This window comes from Burkholderia anthina, assembly GCF_902498995.1.
GTDB classification, from domain to species: domain Bacteria; phylum Pseudomonadota; class Gammaproteobacteria; order Burkholderiales; family Burkholderiaceae; genus Burkholderia; species Burkholderia anthina.
In genome coordinates this window covers 35097-52264 of sequence record NZ_CABVLY010000009.1, presented here as the reverse complement: position 1 = coordinate 52264, position 17168 = coordinate 35097, and the positions used below count along the sequence as shown (strand labels likewise).

Genomic DNA, 17168 nt, shown 5'->3' with positions numbered 1-17168 from the left:
CTGCTTTTCTCCCGTCCCACCCTGTATGTTGTAATATCGGACGTTTTGTCCAATTTTCCCGTCACGCATGCTCGATTTCTTCCGTAATCACCAGCGCCTGATGATGGCGCTCCTGCTCCTGATCGTGTTGCCGGGGCTGGGTTTCGTCGGGATCCAAGGTTTCCGCGGTTTCTTCGACGACAGTGCGAACGTCGCGGCGGTCAACGGGCACAAGATCACGCGAGTCGAATTCGACGGCGCGTTCCGTCAGCAGATCGACCAGGCGCGCCAGGCGCTCGGCGGGCAGTTCGACATCAAGGCGTTCGATACGCCCGATCATCGCAAGCAAGTGCTCGACGGCCTGATCCAGCAACGTGTGCTGGCCGATGAGACGCAGCGCCTGCACCTTACCGCTTCCGACAACGCAGTGCGCGACGCATTGATGAGCGACCCGATGATCGCGTCGCTGAAGAAGCCGGACGGCTCGATCGACGTCGAACGCTATGCGCAGCTGCTGTCGTTCCAGGGCATGACGCCCGAGCAGTATCAGGAGCGCGTGCGCTACAGCCTCGCGCTGCAGCAGATTCCGGCGAGCATCGTGTCGAGCGCGTTCACGCCGAAGAGCCTCGCCCAGCGTCTGTCCGAACTGGCAGCGCAGCAGCGCGAGGTGCAGGCGCTCGTGTTGAAGACGAGCGATTACGCAGCGAAGGTGCAGCCGACCGACGCGCAGCTCGCCGCGTACTACGACGCGAACAAGCAGAGCTTCGCGACGCCGGAAACCGCGACGATCCAGTACCTCGTCTATTCGCCGGCCGCAGCCGCCGCGAGCGCGCAGCCGACCGATGCGGACATCAAGAAGTTCTATGACGACAACCCGACGCATTTCCGCACGGAAGCGCAGGCGCGCGTGAGCCACATCTTCATCGCCGCGGCGAGCGACGCAAGCGCTGCCGACAAGGCGGCTGCGAAGGCGAAGGCCGAGCAACTGCTGGCCGACGTGAAGGCCCATCCGGACCAGTTTGCGCAGATCGCGCAGAAGAGCTCGCAGGACGCACCGTCGGCCGCGAAGGGCGGCGACCTCGGCTTCATCACGCGCGGTTCGACGGCGGGCGGCAAGGCCTTCGACGACGCGGCGTTTTCGCTGAAGCAAGGCGAGATCAGCGGTGTCGTGCAGTCGGATCTCGGCTTCCACATCCTGAAGGCGACCGAAGTGAAGCCGTCGGTGGTCAAGCCGTTCGCGGACGTGAAGGACCAGATCGCCGCGGACCTGAAGCAGCAGTATGCGTCGAAGGCGTTCTCGGACAACGCGGAAGGATTCACGTCGACCGTGTATGAAAAGGCGAAGTCGCTGCAGCCGGCTGCGGACAAGTACAAGCTGACGATCCAGACGGCCACCGTCACGCCGACGCCGAATCCGCAACTGCCGCCGACGAGCCCGCTGAACAATCCGAAGTTCCTGACGGCCGTGTTCGCGAGCGACTCGGTGAAGAACCAGAACAACACGCAGGCGATCGACGTCGGCAACAACACGCTGATTTCCGCGCACGTCACGAACTACAAGCCGGCAGCCGTGCCCGCGCTCGACGCGATCAAGGACGCCGTGCGCCAGAAGGTGATCGCCGAGCAGGCCGCGGAACTCGCGAAGAAGGACGGTGCGGCGAAGCTGGCCGAGCTGCAGAAGTCGAAGTCGACCGACGGGTTCGGCGCCGCGCAGAAGGTGTCGCGCACGCAATCGCAGGGCCTGACGCCGGCGGCATTGAGCGCCGTCTACAAGGTCGATGCGAAGACGCTGCCGGCCTACATCGGCGTCGATCTCGGTGCGGACGGCTACGCGATCTATCGCGTGAACGCGGTGATCCCGGGTTCGGCGGTCGATCCGCAGCAGCTCGCGGCCGCGCAGCAGCAGATGGCGCAGGTCGAAGCGCAGAGCGAGGGCGAAGCGTATCTTGCCGCGCTGCGTGACCGCTCGAAGGTGAAGCTGTACGGTACGACGCCCCGTGCGCAGGACGAGAACAACTGAGCATCGCTCTCTCGTTCACTGTTTCGCACGTAACGACACAAAGCCCCGCTCGAAGCGGGGCTTTGTGTTTTCCGGCGCGGCGGTAGTGTCAGCCGCGCGGCTTGCCGAGCAGCGGCTTCAGCGCCGGCCAGACGTTGTCGAGCAGAATGCCTTGCGCCTGCTGGGTCGGATGCATCTGATCCGACTGGAACATCTCCGGCTTGTTCTCGATGCCGGCGAGCAGGAACGGCACGAGCGGCACGTCGAGTTCCTTCGACAGCCGCGTATAGACCGCGTGGAATTTCTGCGTGTAGTCGGGGCCGTAGTTGGCCGGTACGTACATGCCGACCAGCACGATCTTCGCATGCGCGCGCCGCGCATCGGCGATGATGTCGCGCAGGTTCTGCTCGGTCGTCGCGAGCGGCACGCCGCGCAGCGCATCGTTCGAACCGAGCTCGACGACGACGATCGACGGCTTGAGCCGTTGCAGCACCGCGGGCAGTCGCGCGCGGCCGCCGCTCGTGGTGTCGCCGCTGACGCTTGCGTTCGCAACGCTATAATCGACTCGCCCGGTCGCGAGACGTTGCCGCAGCAGCGCAACCCAGCCCGTGTCGCGCGGCAGCCCGTATTCGGCCGACAGGCTGTCGCCGAGCACGACGAGCACAGGCTGGCCCGACGACGGCGCGGCAGCCGTCGCCGCCAGCGCGGGCACGGTTGCGGCGAACAGGGTACCCAGCAGTGCGGCGAGCGCCGCACGTCTTTTCCAGCGAAATGTCGTGTCCATGTTCAAGATTACCGATCCGATCATCGAAGTCCATGACGTGTGCAAGCGAGTCGCCGACGCGACGGGCGAACTGACGATCCTCGACGGCATCACGCTCGCGGTGCGGCCCGGCAGCAGCCTCGCGATCGTCGGTGCGTCGGGGTCGGGCAAATCGACGCTGCTCGGCCTGCTCGCGGGGTTGGACAGCGCGACGAGCGGCACGGTTCGCCTGCTCGGCCGCGCGCTCGACCCGCTCGACGAGGACGAGCGTGCCGCGCTGCGCAATGGCGCGGTCGGCTTCGTGTTCCAGTCGTTCCAGTTGATGCCGCACCTGACGGCGCTCGAAAACGTGATGCTGCCGCTCGAACTGCAGGGCGGCATCAGTGCGCGCGAGGCGGCCGAGCGTGCGCGCGCGCTGCTCGTGCAGGTCGGCCTCGCCGAACGCACCGCGCATTATCCGAAGCTGCTGTCGGGGGGCGAGCAGCAGCGTGTCGCGCTCGCACGCGCGTTCGTCACGCGACCGGCGATCCTGTTCGCGGATGAGCCGACCGGCAGCCTGGACGCAGCGACGGGGCACGCGGTCATCGACCTGATGTTCGAGTTGAATCGCACGCACGGCGCAACGCTCGTGCTCGTCACGCACGATACCGAACTCGCGCGGCGCTGCGAGACGACGGTGACGATCGAAGCCGGACGCATCACCGCTCCGCACGCGGCGTAGCACCGCATTGCATTGCTTCGCCGGCCGCGCAGGCGCGTTTCACCCCCGTGCGGCCGGCATGCGCATCGCGCGTCGTGTCAGCGCTTGAGCGCCGCACGTGCGCGCTCGATCAGCGCGGTGGTCGACGAATCGTGCTTCGCGGGGTCGACCGACTCGGCCGACAGGTCGGCTTCGACGACCTTGCCGAGAATCTTGCCGAGCTCGACGCCCCACTGGTCGAACGGATTGATGTCCCACACCGTCGCTTGCACCAGCACCTTGTGCTCGTACAGCGCGATCAGCGCGCCGAGCGTGCGCGGCGTCAGCGCGTCGACGAGCAGCGTCGTCGTCGGGCGGTTGCCGGGGAACGTGAGGTGCGGTGCGAGCGCTTCCTTGCCGGGGCCGGCGACCTTGCGCGCTTCGTCGAGCGTGCGGCCGAGCATCAGCGCTTCGCTCTGCGCGAAGCAGTTCGCGAGCAGCTTCGGATGATGGCTCGCGAGTGGATGCTCGGGCGTCAGCACCGCGACGAAGTCGATCGGCACGATCGTCGGGCCCTGGTGCAGCATCTGGAAGAACGCATGCTGGCCGTTGGTGCCCGGCTCGCCCCACGTGACGGCCGATGTCGGGTAATCGACGAACGTGCCGTCCAGACGCGCGGACTTGCCGTTGCTTTCCATCTCGAGCTGCTGCAGGTACGACGGCAGGTAGTGCAGCGCTTCCGAATACGGCGCGACGAGATAGCTCTGCGAGCCGAAGAAGTTGCGATACCAGATGCCGATCAGGCCGAGCAGCACCGGCAGGTTGCGTTCGAGCGGCGCTTCGCGGAAATGACGATCCATGTCGTTCGCGCCGGCGAGCAGTTCGTCGAACTGTTCCGGTCCGATCGCGATCATGATCGACAGGCCGACCGCCGACCACAGCGAATAGCGGCCGCCGACCCAGTCCCACATTTCGAACACGTTGTCGGCCGCGATGCCGAACTTCACGACTTCGGCCGGGTTGGCCGACACGCCGACGAAGTGCTTCGCGAGCGCATCTTCCGGGCAGCCGCGCGCGACGAACCAGTCGCGCAGCGAGCGCGCGTTCGTCATCGTCTCGAGCGTCGTGAAGGTTTTCGACACGATGATCGCGAGCGTTTCTTCCGGATCGACCTGTTCGAGCACGCGCGCGAGATCGGCGCCGTCGACGTTCGACACGAAGTGCGTCGAGATGTCGGGCGTCGCGACGTGGTGCAGCGCGTGCGTGACCATCTTCGGCCCGAGATCCGATCCGCCGATGCCGATATTGATCACGTGGCGGATGCGTTTGCCCGTGTAGCCCGTCCACGCGCCGCTGCGCACGGCGCGTGCGAAGGTCGCCATCTTCGCGCGCTCGGCGCTGACCTGCGCATGGAACGGCGCTTGCGGGTCGGTCGCGCGCAATGCCGTGTGCAGCGCGGCGCGACCTTCGGTCGGGTTGACGATCTCGCCGGCGAACATGGCGTCGCGGCGCGCTTCGATGCCCGCTTCGCGGGCCAGTTGCACGAGCAGGCGCAGCGTGTCGTCGTTGATGCGGTTCTTCGAGAAATCGGCCGCGAGGCCGCCGCCCGGGATCGTGAAGCGTTCGGCGCGGGTCGGTGCGTGGTCGTTTTCCGGCGCGAACCAGTCGCGCAGCCGCGCATGGCGGATCTGTTCGAAGTGGGATTGAAGGGCAGTCCAGGCGGGGAGCGAATTCAGCGTCATGGCGGTTCGAGTGAAGCGTGAATCGGGAGGAATGCCGCGCCGGCGCATCGGGATCGGAAGGCCGGCGGACGAGCGGGCCCGCCGTGCGGCGGGGCACTCAGTATAGCGGCGTTATATGTCGGCGCGCGGCGACGGGTAAAAAAGGCGATTGATCAGCGTGCGTACCATCGGTGCGAGCTCGCCCGCGGTGAGGCCGGCCGGCCCCGTGCCGTTCGCGGTGAGCGTGTCGGCCGCGAGGCCGTGCAGATAGACGCCCGCGAGCGCGGCTTCGTACGGTGCGACGCGCTGTGCGAGCAGCGCGCCGATCAGGCCGCCGAGCACGTCGCCGGTGCCGCCGGTGGCGAGCGCCGCGTTGCCGGTCGGGTTGATTGTCACGCGGCCGTCGGGTGCCGCAATCACCGTGCCCGAGCCTTTCAGCACGACGATGCCGGCGTAGCGCGCGGCGAGCGCCTGCGCCGCGGCCAGCCGGTCGTGCTGCACGGACGCGGTGTCGGTGCCGAGCAGCCGGGCCGCTTCGAGTGGATGCGGCGTCAGCACGCATGCGTTGCCGCGCGCGCCGCGAGCGGCAACGGCGGCCGCGAGGTCGGCGTGGGTCGCGACGAGGTTCAGCGCGTCGGCGTCGAGCAGCGTGGCCGCGTCGTGCGCGAGCGCGTCGCGCACGAGCGTCGCCGCGGCCTCGCGGGTGCCGAGGCCGCAGCCCGCCGCGATCGCGGACATCGCATCGAGGTCGAGGCCGTCGGCCGGATGCAGCATCAGTTCGGGAAACGGCGGATCGTACGGCGGCGCGCCGGTGCCGAGGAAGCCGACATGCACCTTGCCGGCGCCTGCGAACAGCGCGGCACGCGCGGCGAGGATCGGCGCGCCGCACATCCCCGTGTCGCCGCCGAGCACCGCGAGGCTGCCGAACGTGCCCTTGTGCGATGCGAACGCGCGTGCGGGCAGCGCGGCGGCGAACCGCGCAGGCGCATTCAGCACGACGGCCGGCACGGCAGGGGGCGCGACGTCGAGCGATGCGATCTCGATCTCGCCGGCGAAGTCGCGGCCGTCGCCCGTGTAAAGGCCCGGCTTCGCGCCGATGAAGGTGAGCGTATGCGTGGCGGCGACCGCGACGCCGGCGCCGACGATGCGGCCCGTGTCGCTGTCGAGCCCGCTCGGCACGTCCAGCGCGAGCACGCGGCCGCCGCTTCGCGCATGCGCGGCGATGCGCGCGGCCTGCGCGGCGAACGGGCCGTCGAGCGCACGGCCGAGGCCGATGCCGAACAGGCCGTCGACGACCCATGCGTAATCGTCGAGCGATGCGGGCGGTTCGCTCGACAGCGGCACGCCGGCCGCGCGTGCGAGGCCGAGCGCCCATTGCGCATCGTCCGGCTTGACCGGTACAGGCATCCACGCCTGCGTCGCGACGCCGAGCTGCTGCAGTTGCGCGGCGGCCACCAGTGCGTCACCGCCATTGTTGCCCGGGCCGACTGCGAACCAGATGGGGCGCTCGTCGCCGGCAACCCGTTCGGACAGCCAGCGCGCGGCGGCGGCGCCGGCGCGGCCCATCAGCGTGTGGGGCGGCAGTTCGGCGGTCGCGGCGGCCTCGGCCGCACGCAGGTCGGCGACGCGCAGCAGCGCGATCGGAGTGGAGTCGGGAAGCGGGCGGGCAAGGGTCATCGCGGGATCGTGACGGCAGGGAGGATGCCGCCCGGGACGGGCCCGCGGCGGTCAGGTCGTGAAGCGCGCGGCGCTCAGCGCGGCGAGCGTGTCGGCAGGCCACTGCTGCGTGTCGCCGCCGAGGTAGTCGGTCACCACTTTAGCAGACCCGCACGCGAGCGCCCAACCGGCCGGGCCGTGGCCGAAATTGACGAAGACGCGCGGATGCGGGGTCGGACCGACGACCGGCAGGCCGTCCGGCGACAGCAATTGCATGCCTTGCCACGACAGCGCGGCGGAGATTTTCGCGGCGCCCGGCACCCAGTCGTGCACGGCCTGGCCGAGCAGCGCGAGCGCCGCCTCGGACAACGGCTCGGGCAGCGGCTTCGCGGTGTCGGCGAGGCTCTGCAGCACGGCGCCGCCGCCGACGCGCAACCGCTGATGCGTGCGCGTGATCGAGATTCGCTTGATCGAATCGACGACGCTCAGGTGCGGCGCGTGTTCCTCGTAGGTGACGGGCGCGGTCAGCGTATGCGCGCGGACCGGATGCAGCGGCAGCCGCCAGCCGAGCCGCTCGAGCAGCACCGGGCTGCCGGCGCCGGCGGCGACCACGATCGCGTCGGCCGAAATCACGTCGACTTCGCGGGCGTTGGCCGCGTGCCGGCCGCCGGGCGGCGCGAGCTCGACCGCGGCGCGGCCGGTGTCCACGCGGATCGCGGCGACCTCCGCGCCAAAGCGGAACTGGACGCCGTGCTCGTCGAGCGTCTGCTTGACCAGTTTCGCGAACAGCGGGCAGTTGCCGGTGCGTTCGGTCTCGAGCAGCACGCCGCCGGCGAAGCCGGGTTCGGCCGGCACCGACGGCTCGAGCGCCGCGCATTCGTCGGCGGTGAGCACGCGGTACGGCTGGTCGAGCGTGCGCAGCAGGTCGAGCGCCGGCTGCAGGGCCTCCCAGTCGCGCGGGTCGCGCACGACGTGAAGGATGCCGGGTTTCTGCTCGAATTCGAGCTGGAAGCGCGTTTCGATGTCGGCGACGCTTTCGCGCGATGCGTCGATCAGCGGGCGCAGCCGCGCGTATTGTGCGGCGAATGCGTCGGGCTCGCGCAGCGCGCCGAGTTCCTTGACGAAGCGGCGCACGCCGCCGTTGAAGCCCGGCTTGTAGACGATGCCGCTGTCGCGCGGCTGGCGCTGGCGCATGAAGGTCGGGCCGAACCAGACGTCGAGCGGGCTCGGCAGCAGCGTGCCGCCGTCGCCGTAGGTCGCGCCCTGCGCGACGGTCGCGTGGCGTTCGACCACGCACACGCGATGGCCGGCCGCGCGGAGCTGGTAGGCGGTGGCGACGCCGCTGATTCCGCCGCCGATGACGATGACATCCATGGACTGATTCGATGACGGGCAGCGCGCACGCCGCCCGGTGAGAATTCGCTGACGGGCTCCGGCCCGGTGAACCGGGAATGATAGCGCCAAAAACGCGGGAAACGGCGCCGCGCGAGCCTATCCGGTTTCGCCATCGTGCGTCCGCCGGCTACCGCGGCCGCGCGCGGCGGCCCGGCGCTGGCCCGCGCGCCGGACAGGCCGGCGCACCGTGGCGGTGCATGACGGGTGCCGATCGGCCGGTCTGGGACGACCGACTTCCGGGTATAATTACGGCCTTCCTTTCGCCCCACGTCGCCACCTCGCGCGACTCATCGACGTCAGTCCAGCCCATGGCTCACTTCTCGTGTTTTCCCGGCGCTTCGGCCCTCTCCGATTTCCGTCAAACCCGTCTGCTCGACACGCTCAAGCAAATCGACGCCAACATCGTCGCGGTGCGCGGCCAGTTCCTGCACTTCGTCAATGCGGCCGAGCCGCTGTCGGCGGACGACAGCGCCCGCATCGACGCGCTGATGCACTACGGCGCGCCGTTCGAGCCGGCGACCGAGAAGGGGACGGCCGAGACCTTCGTCGTGCTGCCGCGCTTCGGCACGGTTTCGCCGTGGGCGAGCAAGGCGACCGACATCGCGCAGCACTGCGGCCTCACGCAGGTGCGCCGCATCGAGCGCGGCGTCGAGTTCACGGTCACGTTGAAGTCGGGCCTGCTCGGCGGCAAGAAGGCGCTGTCCGACGACGCGCGTGCGGCCGTGGCCGCCGCGCTGCATGACCGGATGACCGAAAGCGTGGTCGCCGCGCGCGACGATGCGAAGCACCTGTTCGACGAACTGCCGGCCAAGCCGCTCGCGACCGTCGACGTGCTGGGCGTCGGCCGCGGCGCGCTCGAGCGCGCGAACGTCGAGCTGGGCCTCGCGCTCGCCGACGACGAGATCGATTACCTGGTCGACGCGTTCCGCAAGCTCGAACGCAACCCGACCGACGTCGAACTGATGATGTTCGCGCAGGCGAACAGCGAGCACTGCCGCCACAAGATCTTCAACGCGCAGTGGACGATCGACGGCGAAGCGCAGGACATGTCGCTGTTCGCGATGATCCGCAACACCGAGAAGCTGAGCCCGCAGGGCACGATCGTCGCGTATTCGGACAACTCGTCGATCATGGTCGGCGCCGAAGCCGAGCGCTGGTTCCCGCGCAACGCGGGCGCGGCCGGCGAGCCGGGCGAGCGCTACGGCCGCCACACCGAACTCACGCACACGCTGATGAAGGTCGAGACGCACAACCACCCGACGGCGATCTCGCCGTTCCCGGGTGCGGCGACCGGCGCGGGCGGCGAGATCCGCGACGAAGGCGCGACGGGCCGCGGCGCGCGTCCGAAGGCCGGCCTCACGGGCTTCACCGTGTCGAACCTCGATCTGCCGGACGCACGCCAGTCGTGGGAAAACGCGCGCGACGCCGCGCAGCCGGTCGGCGAGCGCAACCCGAACGATGCGCAGGGCCCGTACGGCCGCCCGGACCGCATCGCATCGCCGCTGCAGATCATGATCGACGGCCCGCTCGGCGGCGCCGCGTTCAACAACGAATTCGGCCGCCCGAACCTCGGCGGCTACTTCCGCGTGTACGAGCAGAACGTCGGCGGGAAGGTGCATGGCTATCACAAGCCGATCATGATCGCGGGCGGTCTCGGCAACATCGCGGATCAACACACGCACAAGCACGACGTGCCGGCAGGCTCGCTGCTGATCCAGATCGGCGGCCCCGGCATGCGGATCGGCATGGGCGGCGGCGCGGCGAGCTCGATGGCGACCGGCGCGAACACGGCCGAGCTCGACTTCGACTCGGTGCAGCGCGGCAACCCGGAAATCGAGCGTCGCGCACAGGAAGTGATCAACGGCTGCTGGCAGCTCGGCGCGGAAAACCCGATCCTGAGCATCCACGACGTCGGCGCGGGCGGCCTGTCGAACGCATTCCCCGAGATCGTCGACGGCGCGGGCAAGGGCGCGCGCTTCGAGCTGCGCAAGGTCGCGCTCGAGGAGTCGGGCCTGTCGCCGCGCGAAATCTGGTCGAACGAAGCGCAGGAGCGCTATGTGCTGGCGATCGCGCCGGCCGACCTGCCGCGCTTCGAAGCGATCTGCGCACGCGAGCGCTGCCCGTTCGCGGTGGTCGGCGTCGCGACCGACGAACGTCAGCTGCAGCTCGTCGACGACGAAGCGAAGGGTGCCGACGAATTCCCGGTCGACATGCCGATGGACGTGCTGCTCGGCAAGCCGCCGCGCATGCATCGCGACGTCGCGCGCGTCGCCACCGAGCGTGCGCCGGTCGACGTGACGGGCATCGCGCTGTCGGAAGTCGCGGTCGACGTGCTGAAGCACCCGACGGTCGGCAGCAAGTCGTTCCTGATCACGATCGGCGACCGTTCGGTCGGCGGCACGTCGGTGCGCGACCAGATGGTCGGCCCGTGGCAGGTGCCGGTGGCCGACTGCGCGGTGACCGCGCTCGACTACGCCGGTTTCAAGGGCGAAGCGATGACGATGGCCGAGCGCACGCCGCTCGCCGTGATCGACGCACCGGCATCGGGCCGCATGGCCGTCGGCGAAGCGATCACGAACATCGCGAGCGCGCCCATCGCGTCGCTCGACAAGCTGAAGCTGTCGGCGAACTGGATGGCCGCCTGCGGCACGGCCGGCGAGGACGCCGCGCTGTTCGACACCGTCAAGGCGATCGGCATGGAGCTGTGCCCGGCGCTCGGGATCGGCATCCCGGTCGGCAAGGACTCGCTGTCGATGAAGACCAAGTGGGACGAGCAGGGCGTCGCGAAGGAAGTGGTGTCGCCGGTGTCGCTGATCATCTCCGCATTCGCGCCGGTCGAGGACGTGCGCCGGCACCTGACGCCGCAACTGCGCCGCATCGCCGACGCGGGCGACAGCGTGCTGATCGCGATCGATCTCGGCCGCGGCAAGAACCGGATGGGCGGCAGCATCTTCGCGCAGGTCACGCAGCAGGTTGGCGACGCGACGCCGGACGTCGACGATCCGGAAGACCTGAAGCGCTTCTTCAACGCGATCCAGTCGCTCAATACGCAAGACAAGCTGCTCGCTTACCACGACCGCTCGGACGGCGGCCTGTGGGCGACGGTGTGCGAAATGGCGTTCGCGGGCCACGCGGGCGTGTCGCTGAACGTCGACATGCTGACGCTCGACCCGAATCACGAATCCGACTACGGCGATGCGAAGGACTGGGCGAAGCAGACGAGCGGCCGTCGCGAGGATCGCACGCTGCGCGCGCTGTTCTCCGAAGAGCTCGGCGCCGTCGTGCAGGTGCGCGCGGCCGATCGCGACGCGGTGCTCGGCGCACTGCGCGAGTTCGGCCTGTCGGCGTGCTCGCACGTGATCGGCACGGTCAACGATCGCGACGTGATCGAGGTGTATCGCGACGCGAAGAAGGTCTTCGACGCGCCGCGCACCGAACTCCACCGCGCATGGGGCGAAGTGAGCTGGCGCATCGCGCGCCTGCGCGACAACCCCGCCTGCGCGGATGCGGAATACGACGCGCTGCTCGACGCGGCCGACCCGGGCATCTCGCCGGTGCTGACGTTCGATCCGGCCGACGACATCGCCGCGCCGTTCATCGCGACGGGCGCACGTCCGCGCGTCGCGATCCTGCGCGAGCAGGGCGTGAACTCGCATCTCGAAACGGCGTACGCGTTCGACCGCGCGGGCTTCGACGCGCACGACGTGCACATGAGCGACCTGCTCGCGGGCCGCGCGACGCTCGCCGATTTCGCGGGCGCGGTGGCATGCGGCGGTTTCTCGTACGGCGACGTGCTGGGCGCAGGCGAAGGCTGGGCGAAGACGATCCGCTTCAACGCGAACCTCGCCGACATGTTCTCGGCGTTCTTCGCCCGCCCCGACACGTTCGCGCTCGGCATCTGCAACGGTTGCCAGATGCTGTCGAGCCTCGCGTCGATGATCCCGGGCGCGCAAGCATGGCCGAAGTTCACGCGCAACAAGTCCGAGCAGTTCGAGGCGCGCTTCTCGTTCGTCGAAGTGGAGAAGTCGCCGTCGATCTTCTTCGCGGGGATGGAAGGCTCGCGGATTCCGGTGGCGGTCGCGCACGGCGAAGGCTATGCGGACTTCTCGCAGCAGGGCGATATCGATCGCGTCGCGGTCGCGATGCGCTACGTCGACCACCGCGGCGAAGCGACCGAGCGCTATCCGTTCAACCCGAACGGCTCGCCGGCCGGCATCACGTCGGTCACGACGGCCGACGGCCGCTTCTCGGTGCTGATGCCGCACATGGAGCGCGTGCACCGCACGGTCACGATGAGCTGGCATCCGGAAGGCTGGGGCGAAGCGAGCCCGTGGCTGCGCGTGTTCCGCAACGCACGCCGCTGGATCGGCTGATGTTCGATCCGCACGCGCCGGTCGAGATCGTCACGCTGCGCGACGAACGCGCGAGCGACGTCGATGCGATCGGCCGCGTGATCGTGGCGGCGTTCGCGGACGAGCCGCAGCACGGGCAGTTCGAGCGGCGGATCGTCGACGCGCTGCGCGCGGGTGGTGCGCTCAGCGTGTCGCTCGTCGCGGAGCGCGACGAGCGCGTGATCGGCCACGTCGCGTTCTCGCCGGTGTCGATCGGCGGTGCGCCGGCCGCCAGTCAGCAGTGGTACGGGCTCGCGCCGCTCGCGGTGCGGCCCGATTGCTGGCGGCAGAGCATCGGCGCGGGGCTGGTGCGCACGGGGCTCGACGCGTTGCGCAGGCTCGGTGCGCGCGGCTGTGTGGTGCTCGGCGATCCCGCGTACTACGCGCGCTTCGGTTTCAAGCCGTTCGATGGTCTCGTGTTTGCGCACGCGCTGCCCGGGCATTTCCTTGCGCTGTCGTTCGATGCAACCGCGCCGCGGCCGTCGGGCGACGTCCGCTATCACGACGCATTCGAGTCGGTGTGAGCCGGCGTATTGGCTCGGTGCGCCCACGCACGTGATGCCGCCATCCTGACAGAAAGGCCGCTTCGAGCGGCCTTTTGCTTTGTGCGGCCTTCGCGGCAACGCGTAGCAGCCGCGCATGAAAAAAGGCCACTCGCTGGAGTGGCCTTTGCGTGGGCGAGCGTCGCCGACGTTACTGGATCTTTGCCTGCTGGCGCAGGTTTTCCTCGAACGCCTGCAGCTTTTGCTGCACGAGCTGCTGCGCGATCTGCGCCTTCACCTGGTCGAACGGCGGCGGTGCGACGTCGCGGATGTCGTCGACACGGATGATGTGCCAGCCGAACTGCGTCTTCACCGGCTCGTCGGTCATCTGGCCTTTCTGCAGCTTCTGCGCGGCCGCCGCGAATTCCGGCACGTACGCCTTCGGATCGGACCAGTCGAGGTCGCCGCCGTTCTTGCCCGAACCCGGATCCTTCGAGTACTGCTTCGCGAGGTCTTCGAACTTCGCGCCGGCCTTGATCTTCGCGATCAGGTCCTTCGCCTGCTGTTCGCTGTCGACGAGGATGTGGTGCAGGTGGTATTCGCGGTTGCCGCCCGCCGTCTTCACGAGATCGTCATAACGCGCCTTCACTTCGGCGTCGGTCGGCTGGTTCTTCTTCAGGAAGGTCTCGATCATCGAGCGCAGCACGACCGTCTGTTGCGCGACGGCGATCTGCGCCTTCACGTCCGGACGGCTCGGGATGCCTTCGCGGATGGCTTCCTGCATCAGGATTTCGCGGTTCACGAGTTCCTGGCGCACGGCCTGCTGCAGTTGCGGGCTGTCGGTCTGGCCTTGCTGGACGAGCTGCGCGACCATGGCGTCGGCGCGCGACTTCGGAATCGGCGTGCCGTTGACGACGGCGATGTTCTGGGCAAATGCCGGTGCCGCTGCAAAGGCAGCCGCCGCGACCCACAGGCGGGGGGATTTCAGGATCATCGGGAATTCCTAGTGAGACTAGATTGAAGATTCGTTGAATTCTTCGGGCGTGTAAGCCACGATCGCGAGCGCGTGAATGCCGCGCTGCATCGCATCAGCGAGCGCATCATACACCAGCCGGTGCCGCGCGACGCGCGGTTTGCCGGCGAAGGCGGCCGACACGATCGTTACCGTGTAATGGCCGCCGGCGGCGGCGCCGGCATGGCCCGCGTGCTGCGCGCTGTCGTCGCGTACTGCGAGGGACAGCGGCGCGAGCGATGCGGTGAGACGCGCCTCGATCAGCGCGATGCGCTCGTCGGGCGATGCGTGGAGAAAGGTGTCGCTCATGTTACTCGTCCTTCAGGTACTTCGTGAGCCACAGGCTCTGCAGGATGATGAACACGACCATGGCGCCCGTCGTGCCGAACAGCTTGAAGTTCACCCACTGCGATTCGGTGTAGTTGTGCACCACGTACAGGTTCGCAACGCCGAGCACCGCGAAGAACAGCGCCCACGCGACGTTCAGCTTGTCCCACACGGGATGCGGCAGCGTGAGCTGCTTGCCCATCATCTTCTCGATCAGGTTGTTGCCGAACGCATAGCGCGCGGCGAACAGCCCGATCGCAAACAACCAATACAGCACAGTCGGTTTCCATTGAATGAATTTTTCGTCATGCAGGACGAGGGTGGCGCCGCCGAACACGACGATCACGCCGAGGCTGACCCACAGCATCGTGTCGACCTTCCGGTGCCGGAAGGCGACCCACGCGACCTGGGCCAGCGTCGCGACGATCGCGACGGCAGTGGCGGTGAAGATGCCCCAGACCTTGAAGGCAGCGAAAAACAGGATGATCGGAAACAGATCGAACAGGAATTTCATGGCGCTCGCAGCTGCGTGAAAGGTCGCATCGCGCGGCCTTTCACCGTTGTAGGGACCCGCCAGGCGCCACCGTCGCGGATCGTGGCAGCCGGGGAGGCTGCCGTCGGATCCGTCCGGCGCCGCTCATTCGTTTTCGGGTCGGGACTCGAAGTTTAACGCAGCCGAATTGATGCAGTACCGCAAACCGGTCTGGTCGCGGGGGCCATCCTCGAACACGTGGCCGAGATGCGCGCCGCAATGGTTGCAGCGCACCTCGACGCGCACCATCCCGTGCGAGCGGTCGATCTTCTCGTCGATCACTTCGCCGTTCAGCGGCTTGAAGTAGCTGGGCCAGCCGCAGCCCGAATGGAATTTGGCGCCGGATTCGAACAGCGGCGTGCTGCAGACGACGCATGTGTAGATGCCGGCGTCTTCCGTGTCGGTGTATGCGCCGGTGAACGCGCGCTCGGTCGCCGCGTGCTGCGTGACTTCGTACTGCATCGGCGTGAGGCGGCGGCGCAGCTCGGCGTCGTCCTTCCGGTACGGGAAGGTCTTGTCGTCGGAATCGTGTGACATGTGGGGGTTCTCCTGATCGGTCGGTCGGGTCGCGCGGGTCACGACGAGCAGCTCACTTCGAGCGACCCGGCCCAGTCGGGCGGCAGTGCCGCATACGCTTCATGTTCCGGTTGTTCGTCGAACGGGCGGCGCAGCACCTGCGCGAGCCGCTCGACTTCGGAAAAATCCTTCTCCTTCGCGCGCCGGATCGCGACTTCGGCTAGATGGTTGCGCAACACGTATTTCGGGTTCGCGCGGTTCATCGCGGCGGCGCGTGCCGCGTCGTCGCGCGTTTCGTCGGACAGCCGCGCGCGGTAGAGGTTCGCCCATGCATCGAACGCGTCGCGATCGATGAACAGGTCGCGCACCGGCGCGTCGCGGCTCGCGTCGTGCTTCGACAGCTGCGCGAGCCGGCGGAACGTCAGCGTGAAGTCCGCGTGGCTCGCGTGCATCGTTTCGAGCAGCTTGTTGGCGAGCTCCGCGTCGTTCTCGCGTTCGAGTTCGAGGCCGAGCTTCGCGCGCATCAGGCGCTCGAGCGCGGGGCCGAAGCGCTCCGGAAACTTCGCGAGCACGGCCTGCGCGTCTTCCACCGCACGCTCGGCGCGCGCATCGTCGTCGGCGATGCCGTGCTGCAGCCCGATCAGCGGCAGCAGCGCCTGCGCGAGGCAATAGCAGTTCCAGTGCGCGATGCGCGGCTGCATCCGGTATGCGTAGCGGCCGCTCGTGTCGGAGTGGTTGCAGATGTGATTCGCGTCGAACGCGTCGACGAAACCGAACGGGCCGTAGTCGATCGTCACGCCGAGGATCGACATGTTGTCCGTGTTCATCACGCCGTGGCAGAAGCCGACCGCCTGCCATTGCGCGACGACGTCGGCCGTGCGGAACATCGCGGCTTCGAGCAGCGCGAGGTACGGATCGTCGGCCTCGCGGCAGGCGGGATAAAAGCGGTCGATCACGTGATCGGCGAGCTGGCGCAGCAGGTCGGGGCGATCGTTCGAGAAGAAGTGCTCGAAGTGGCCGAAGCGCACGAAGCTTTCCGACACGCGCGTGACGACCGCCGACGTCTCGATTTCCTCGCGCACCACCGGCTGGTCGGAGCCGATCACCGTGAGTGCGCGCGTGGTCGGAATGCCGAGATGATGCATCGCTTCGGAGCACAGGAATTCGCGGATCGACGAGCGCAGCACCGCGCGGCCGTCGCCCATGCGCGAGTACGGCGTGCGGCCGCCGCCCTTGAGCTGCAGTTCGAAGCGCCGGCCGTCGGGGCCGGGAAGTTCGCCGATCGTCAGCGCGCGGCCGTCGCCGAGCTGGCCGGCCCATACGCCGAACTGGTGGCCGGAATACACCGATGCGTACGGCATCGCGTTCGCGGGCCAGTCGCGTGTCGGGTTGCCGGCGAACAGCTCGGCGAAGCCGGGCTGCGCGACGATCGATGGCGGCAGGCCGAGCAGTCGCGCGACTTCGCCGGAAAAGCCGACGACGTACGGCGCGGGCAGCGGCGCGGCCGGCAGCCGCGTATGAAACGCATCGCCGAGCGTGACGAACGCGCGTTCGGCGGGCGCGCCGAGCGTCTCGGCGAGGTCGGGGAGCGTGTCAGCCGCATCGGCTGCGCTTCGGGAAAACGACATGTTGAGCGCCTCTGGGTAAGTCGATATTGTAAGGCGGCGCCGCGCCGCCCGCATGGCGGCGCGCGCGCCTTGCGCCAGGCCTGTCCGG

13 protein-coding genes are annotated in these 17168 nt (G+C 68.5%); 4 read left to right on the top strand and 9 right to left on the bottom strand.

Going from position 1 to position 17168, the window contains the following annotated elements; genetic code table 11:
- Positions 1 to 67 precede the first annotated feature (67 nt).
- Positions 68 to 1999, top strand: coding sequence for a SurA N-terminal domain-containing protein (locus tag BME24068_RS13770; protein ID WP_174926413.1), 1932 nt, complete (start codon positions 68 to 70; stop codon positions 1997 to 1999).
- Between the two features lie 88 nt (positions 2000 to 2087).
- On the opposite strand, the gene BME24068_RS13765 is transcribed toward BME24068_RS13770, so the two are convergent.
- Positions 2088 to 2762 carry an arylesterase gene (locus BME24068_RS13765; RefSeq protein WP_174926412.1) on the bottom strand — a complete coding sequence of 225 codons (675 nt, stop codon included), beginning with the start codon at positions 2760 to 2762 and terminating at the stop codon, positions 2088 to 2090.
- Between BME24068_RS13765 and BME24068_RS13760 the strand changes: the two genes are divergently transcribed.
- Entirely contained in the window at positions 2761 to 3462 is a 702-nt protein-coding gene (locus tag BME24068_RS13760; protein WP_174926411.1) for an ABC transporter ATP-binding protein, read from the top strand. The two genes, BME24068_RS13765 and BME24068_RS13760, sit on opposite strands and share 2 nt — an antisense overlap.
- A 77-nt stretch (positions 3463 to 3539) precedes the next feature.
- On the opposite strand, the gene pgi is transcribed toward BME24068_RS13760, so the two are convergent.
- From pgi to BME24068_RS13745, 3 genes are all read right to left on the bottom strand, one after another.
- Positions 3540 to 5162: a glucose-6-phosphate isomerase gene (gene pgi, locus BME24068_RS13755; protein WP_174926410.1), complete on the bottom strand. Its 1623-nt coding sequence runs from the start codon at positions 5160 to 5162 to the stop codon at positions 3540 to 3542.
- 111 nt (positions 5163 to 5273) lie between these two features.
- The gene (locus BME24068_RS13750) at positions 5274 to 6818 is read right to left on the bottom strand and encodes an NAD(P)H-hydrate dehydratase (protein ID WP_174926409.1); all 1545 of its coding nucleotides are present in this window, start codon (positions 6816 to 6818) and stop codon (positions 5274 to 5276) included.
- 51 nt (positions 6819 to 6869) lie between these two features.
- Positions 6870 to 8171: an FAD-dependent oxidoreductase gene (locus BME24068_RS13745; protein ID WP_096503135.1), complete on the bottom strand. Its 1302-nt coding sequence runs from the start codon at positions 8169 to 8171 to the stop codon at positions 6870 to 6872.
- 329 nt (positions 8172 to 8500) lie between these two features.
- Between BME24068_RS13745 and purL the strand changes: the two genes are divergently transcribed.
- A complete protein-coding gene (gene purL / locus BME24068_RS13740; RefSeq protein WP_174926408.1) occupies positions 8501 to 12565 on the top strand; it encodes a phosphoribosylformylglycinamidine synthase in 4065 nt (1354 codons plus the stop codon).
- Positions 12565 to 13107, top strand: coding sequence for a GNAT family N-acetyltransferase (locus BME24068_RS13735; RefSeq protein ID WP_174926407.1), 543 nt, complete (start codon positions 12565 to 12567; stop codon positions 13105 to 13107). The genes purL and BME24068_RS13735 overlap by 1 nt, the downstream gene beginning before the upstream one ends.
- A 169-nt stretch (positions 13108 to 13276) precedes the next feature.
- On the opposite strand, the gene BME24068_RS13730 is transcribed toward BME24068_RS13735, so the two are convergent.
- The 5 genes from BME24068_RS13730 to BME24068_RS13710 all read right to left on the bottom strand — a co-directional run bounded on the left by BME24068_RS13730 (position 13277) and on the right by BME24068_RS13710 (position 17080).
- Positions 13277 to 14059, bottom strand: coding sequence for a peptidylprolyl isomerase (locus BME24068_RS13730; protein WP_096503129.1), 783 nt, complete (start codon positions 14057 to 14059; stop codon positions 13277 to 13279).
- Positions 14060 to 14077: 18 nt separating this feature from the next.
- Positions 14078 to 14386 (bottom strand): BolA family protein, encoded by a 309-nt coding sequence (locus tag BME24068_RS13725; RefSeq protein ID WP_174926406.1) that lies wholly within the window; start codon positions 14384 to 14386, stop codon positions 14078 to 14080.
- Between the two features lies 1 nt (position 14387).
- Positions 14388 to 14918, bottom strand: a complete 531-nt coding sequence (locus tag BME24068_RS13720; protein ID WP_096503125.1) for a septation protein A — start codon at positions 14916 to 14918, stop codon at positions 14388 to 14390.
- A gap of 123 nt (positions 14919 to 15041) precedes the next feature.
- Positions 15042 to 15473: a peptide-methionine (R)-S-oxide reductase MsrB gene (msrB, locus tag BME24068_RS13715; RefSeq protein ID WP_174926405.1), complete on the bottom strand. Its 432-nt coding sequence runs from the start codon at positions 15471 to 15473 to the stop codon at positions 15042 to 15044.
- A 38-nt stretch (positions 15474 to 15511) separates the two neighbouring features.
- Positions 15512 to 17080 (bottom strand): protein adenylyltransferase SelO, encoded by a 1569-nt coding sequence (locus BME24068_RS13710; protein ID WP_096503121.1) that lies wholly within the window; start codon positions 17078 to 17080, stop codon positions 15512 to 15514.
- Positions 17081 to 17168 lie beyond the last annotated feature (88 nt).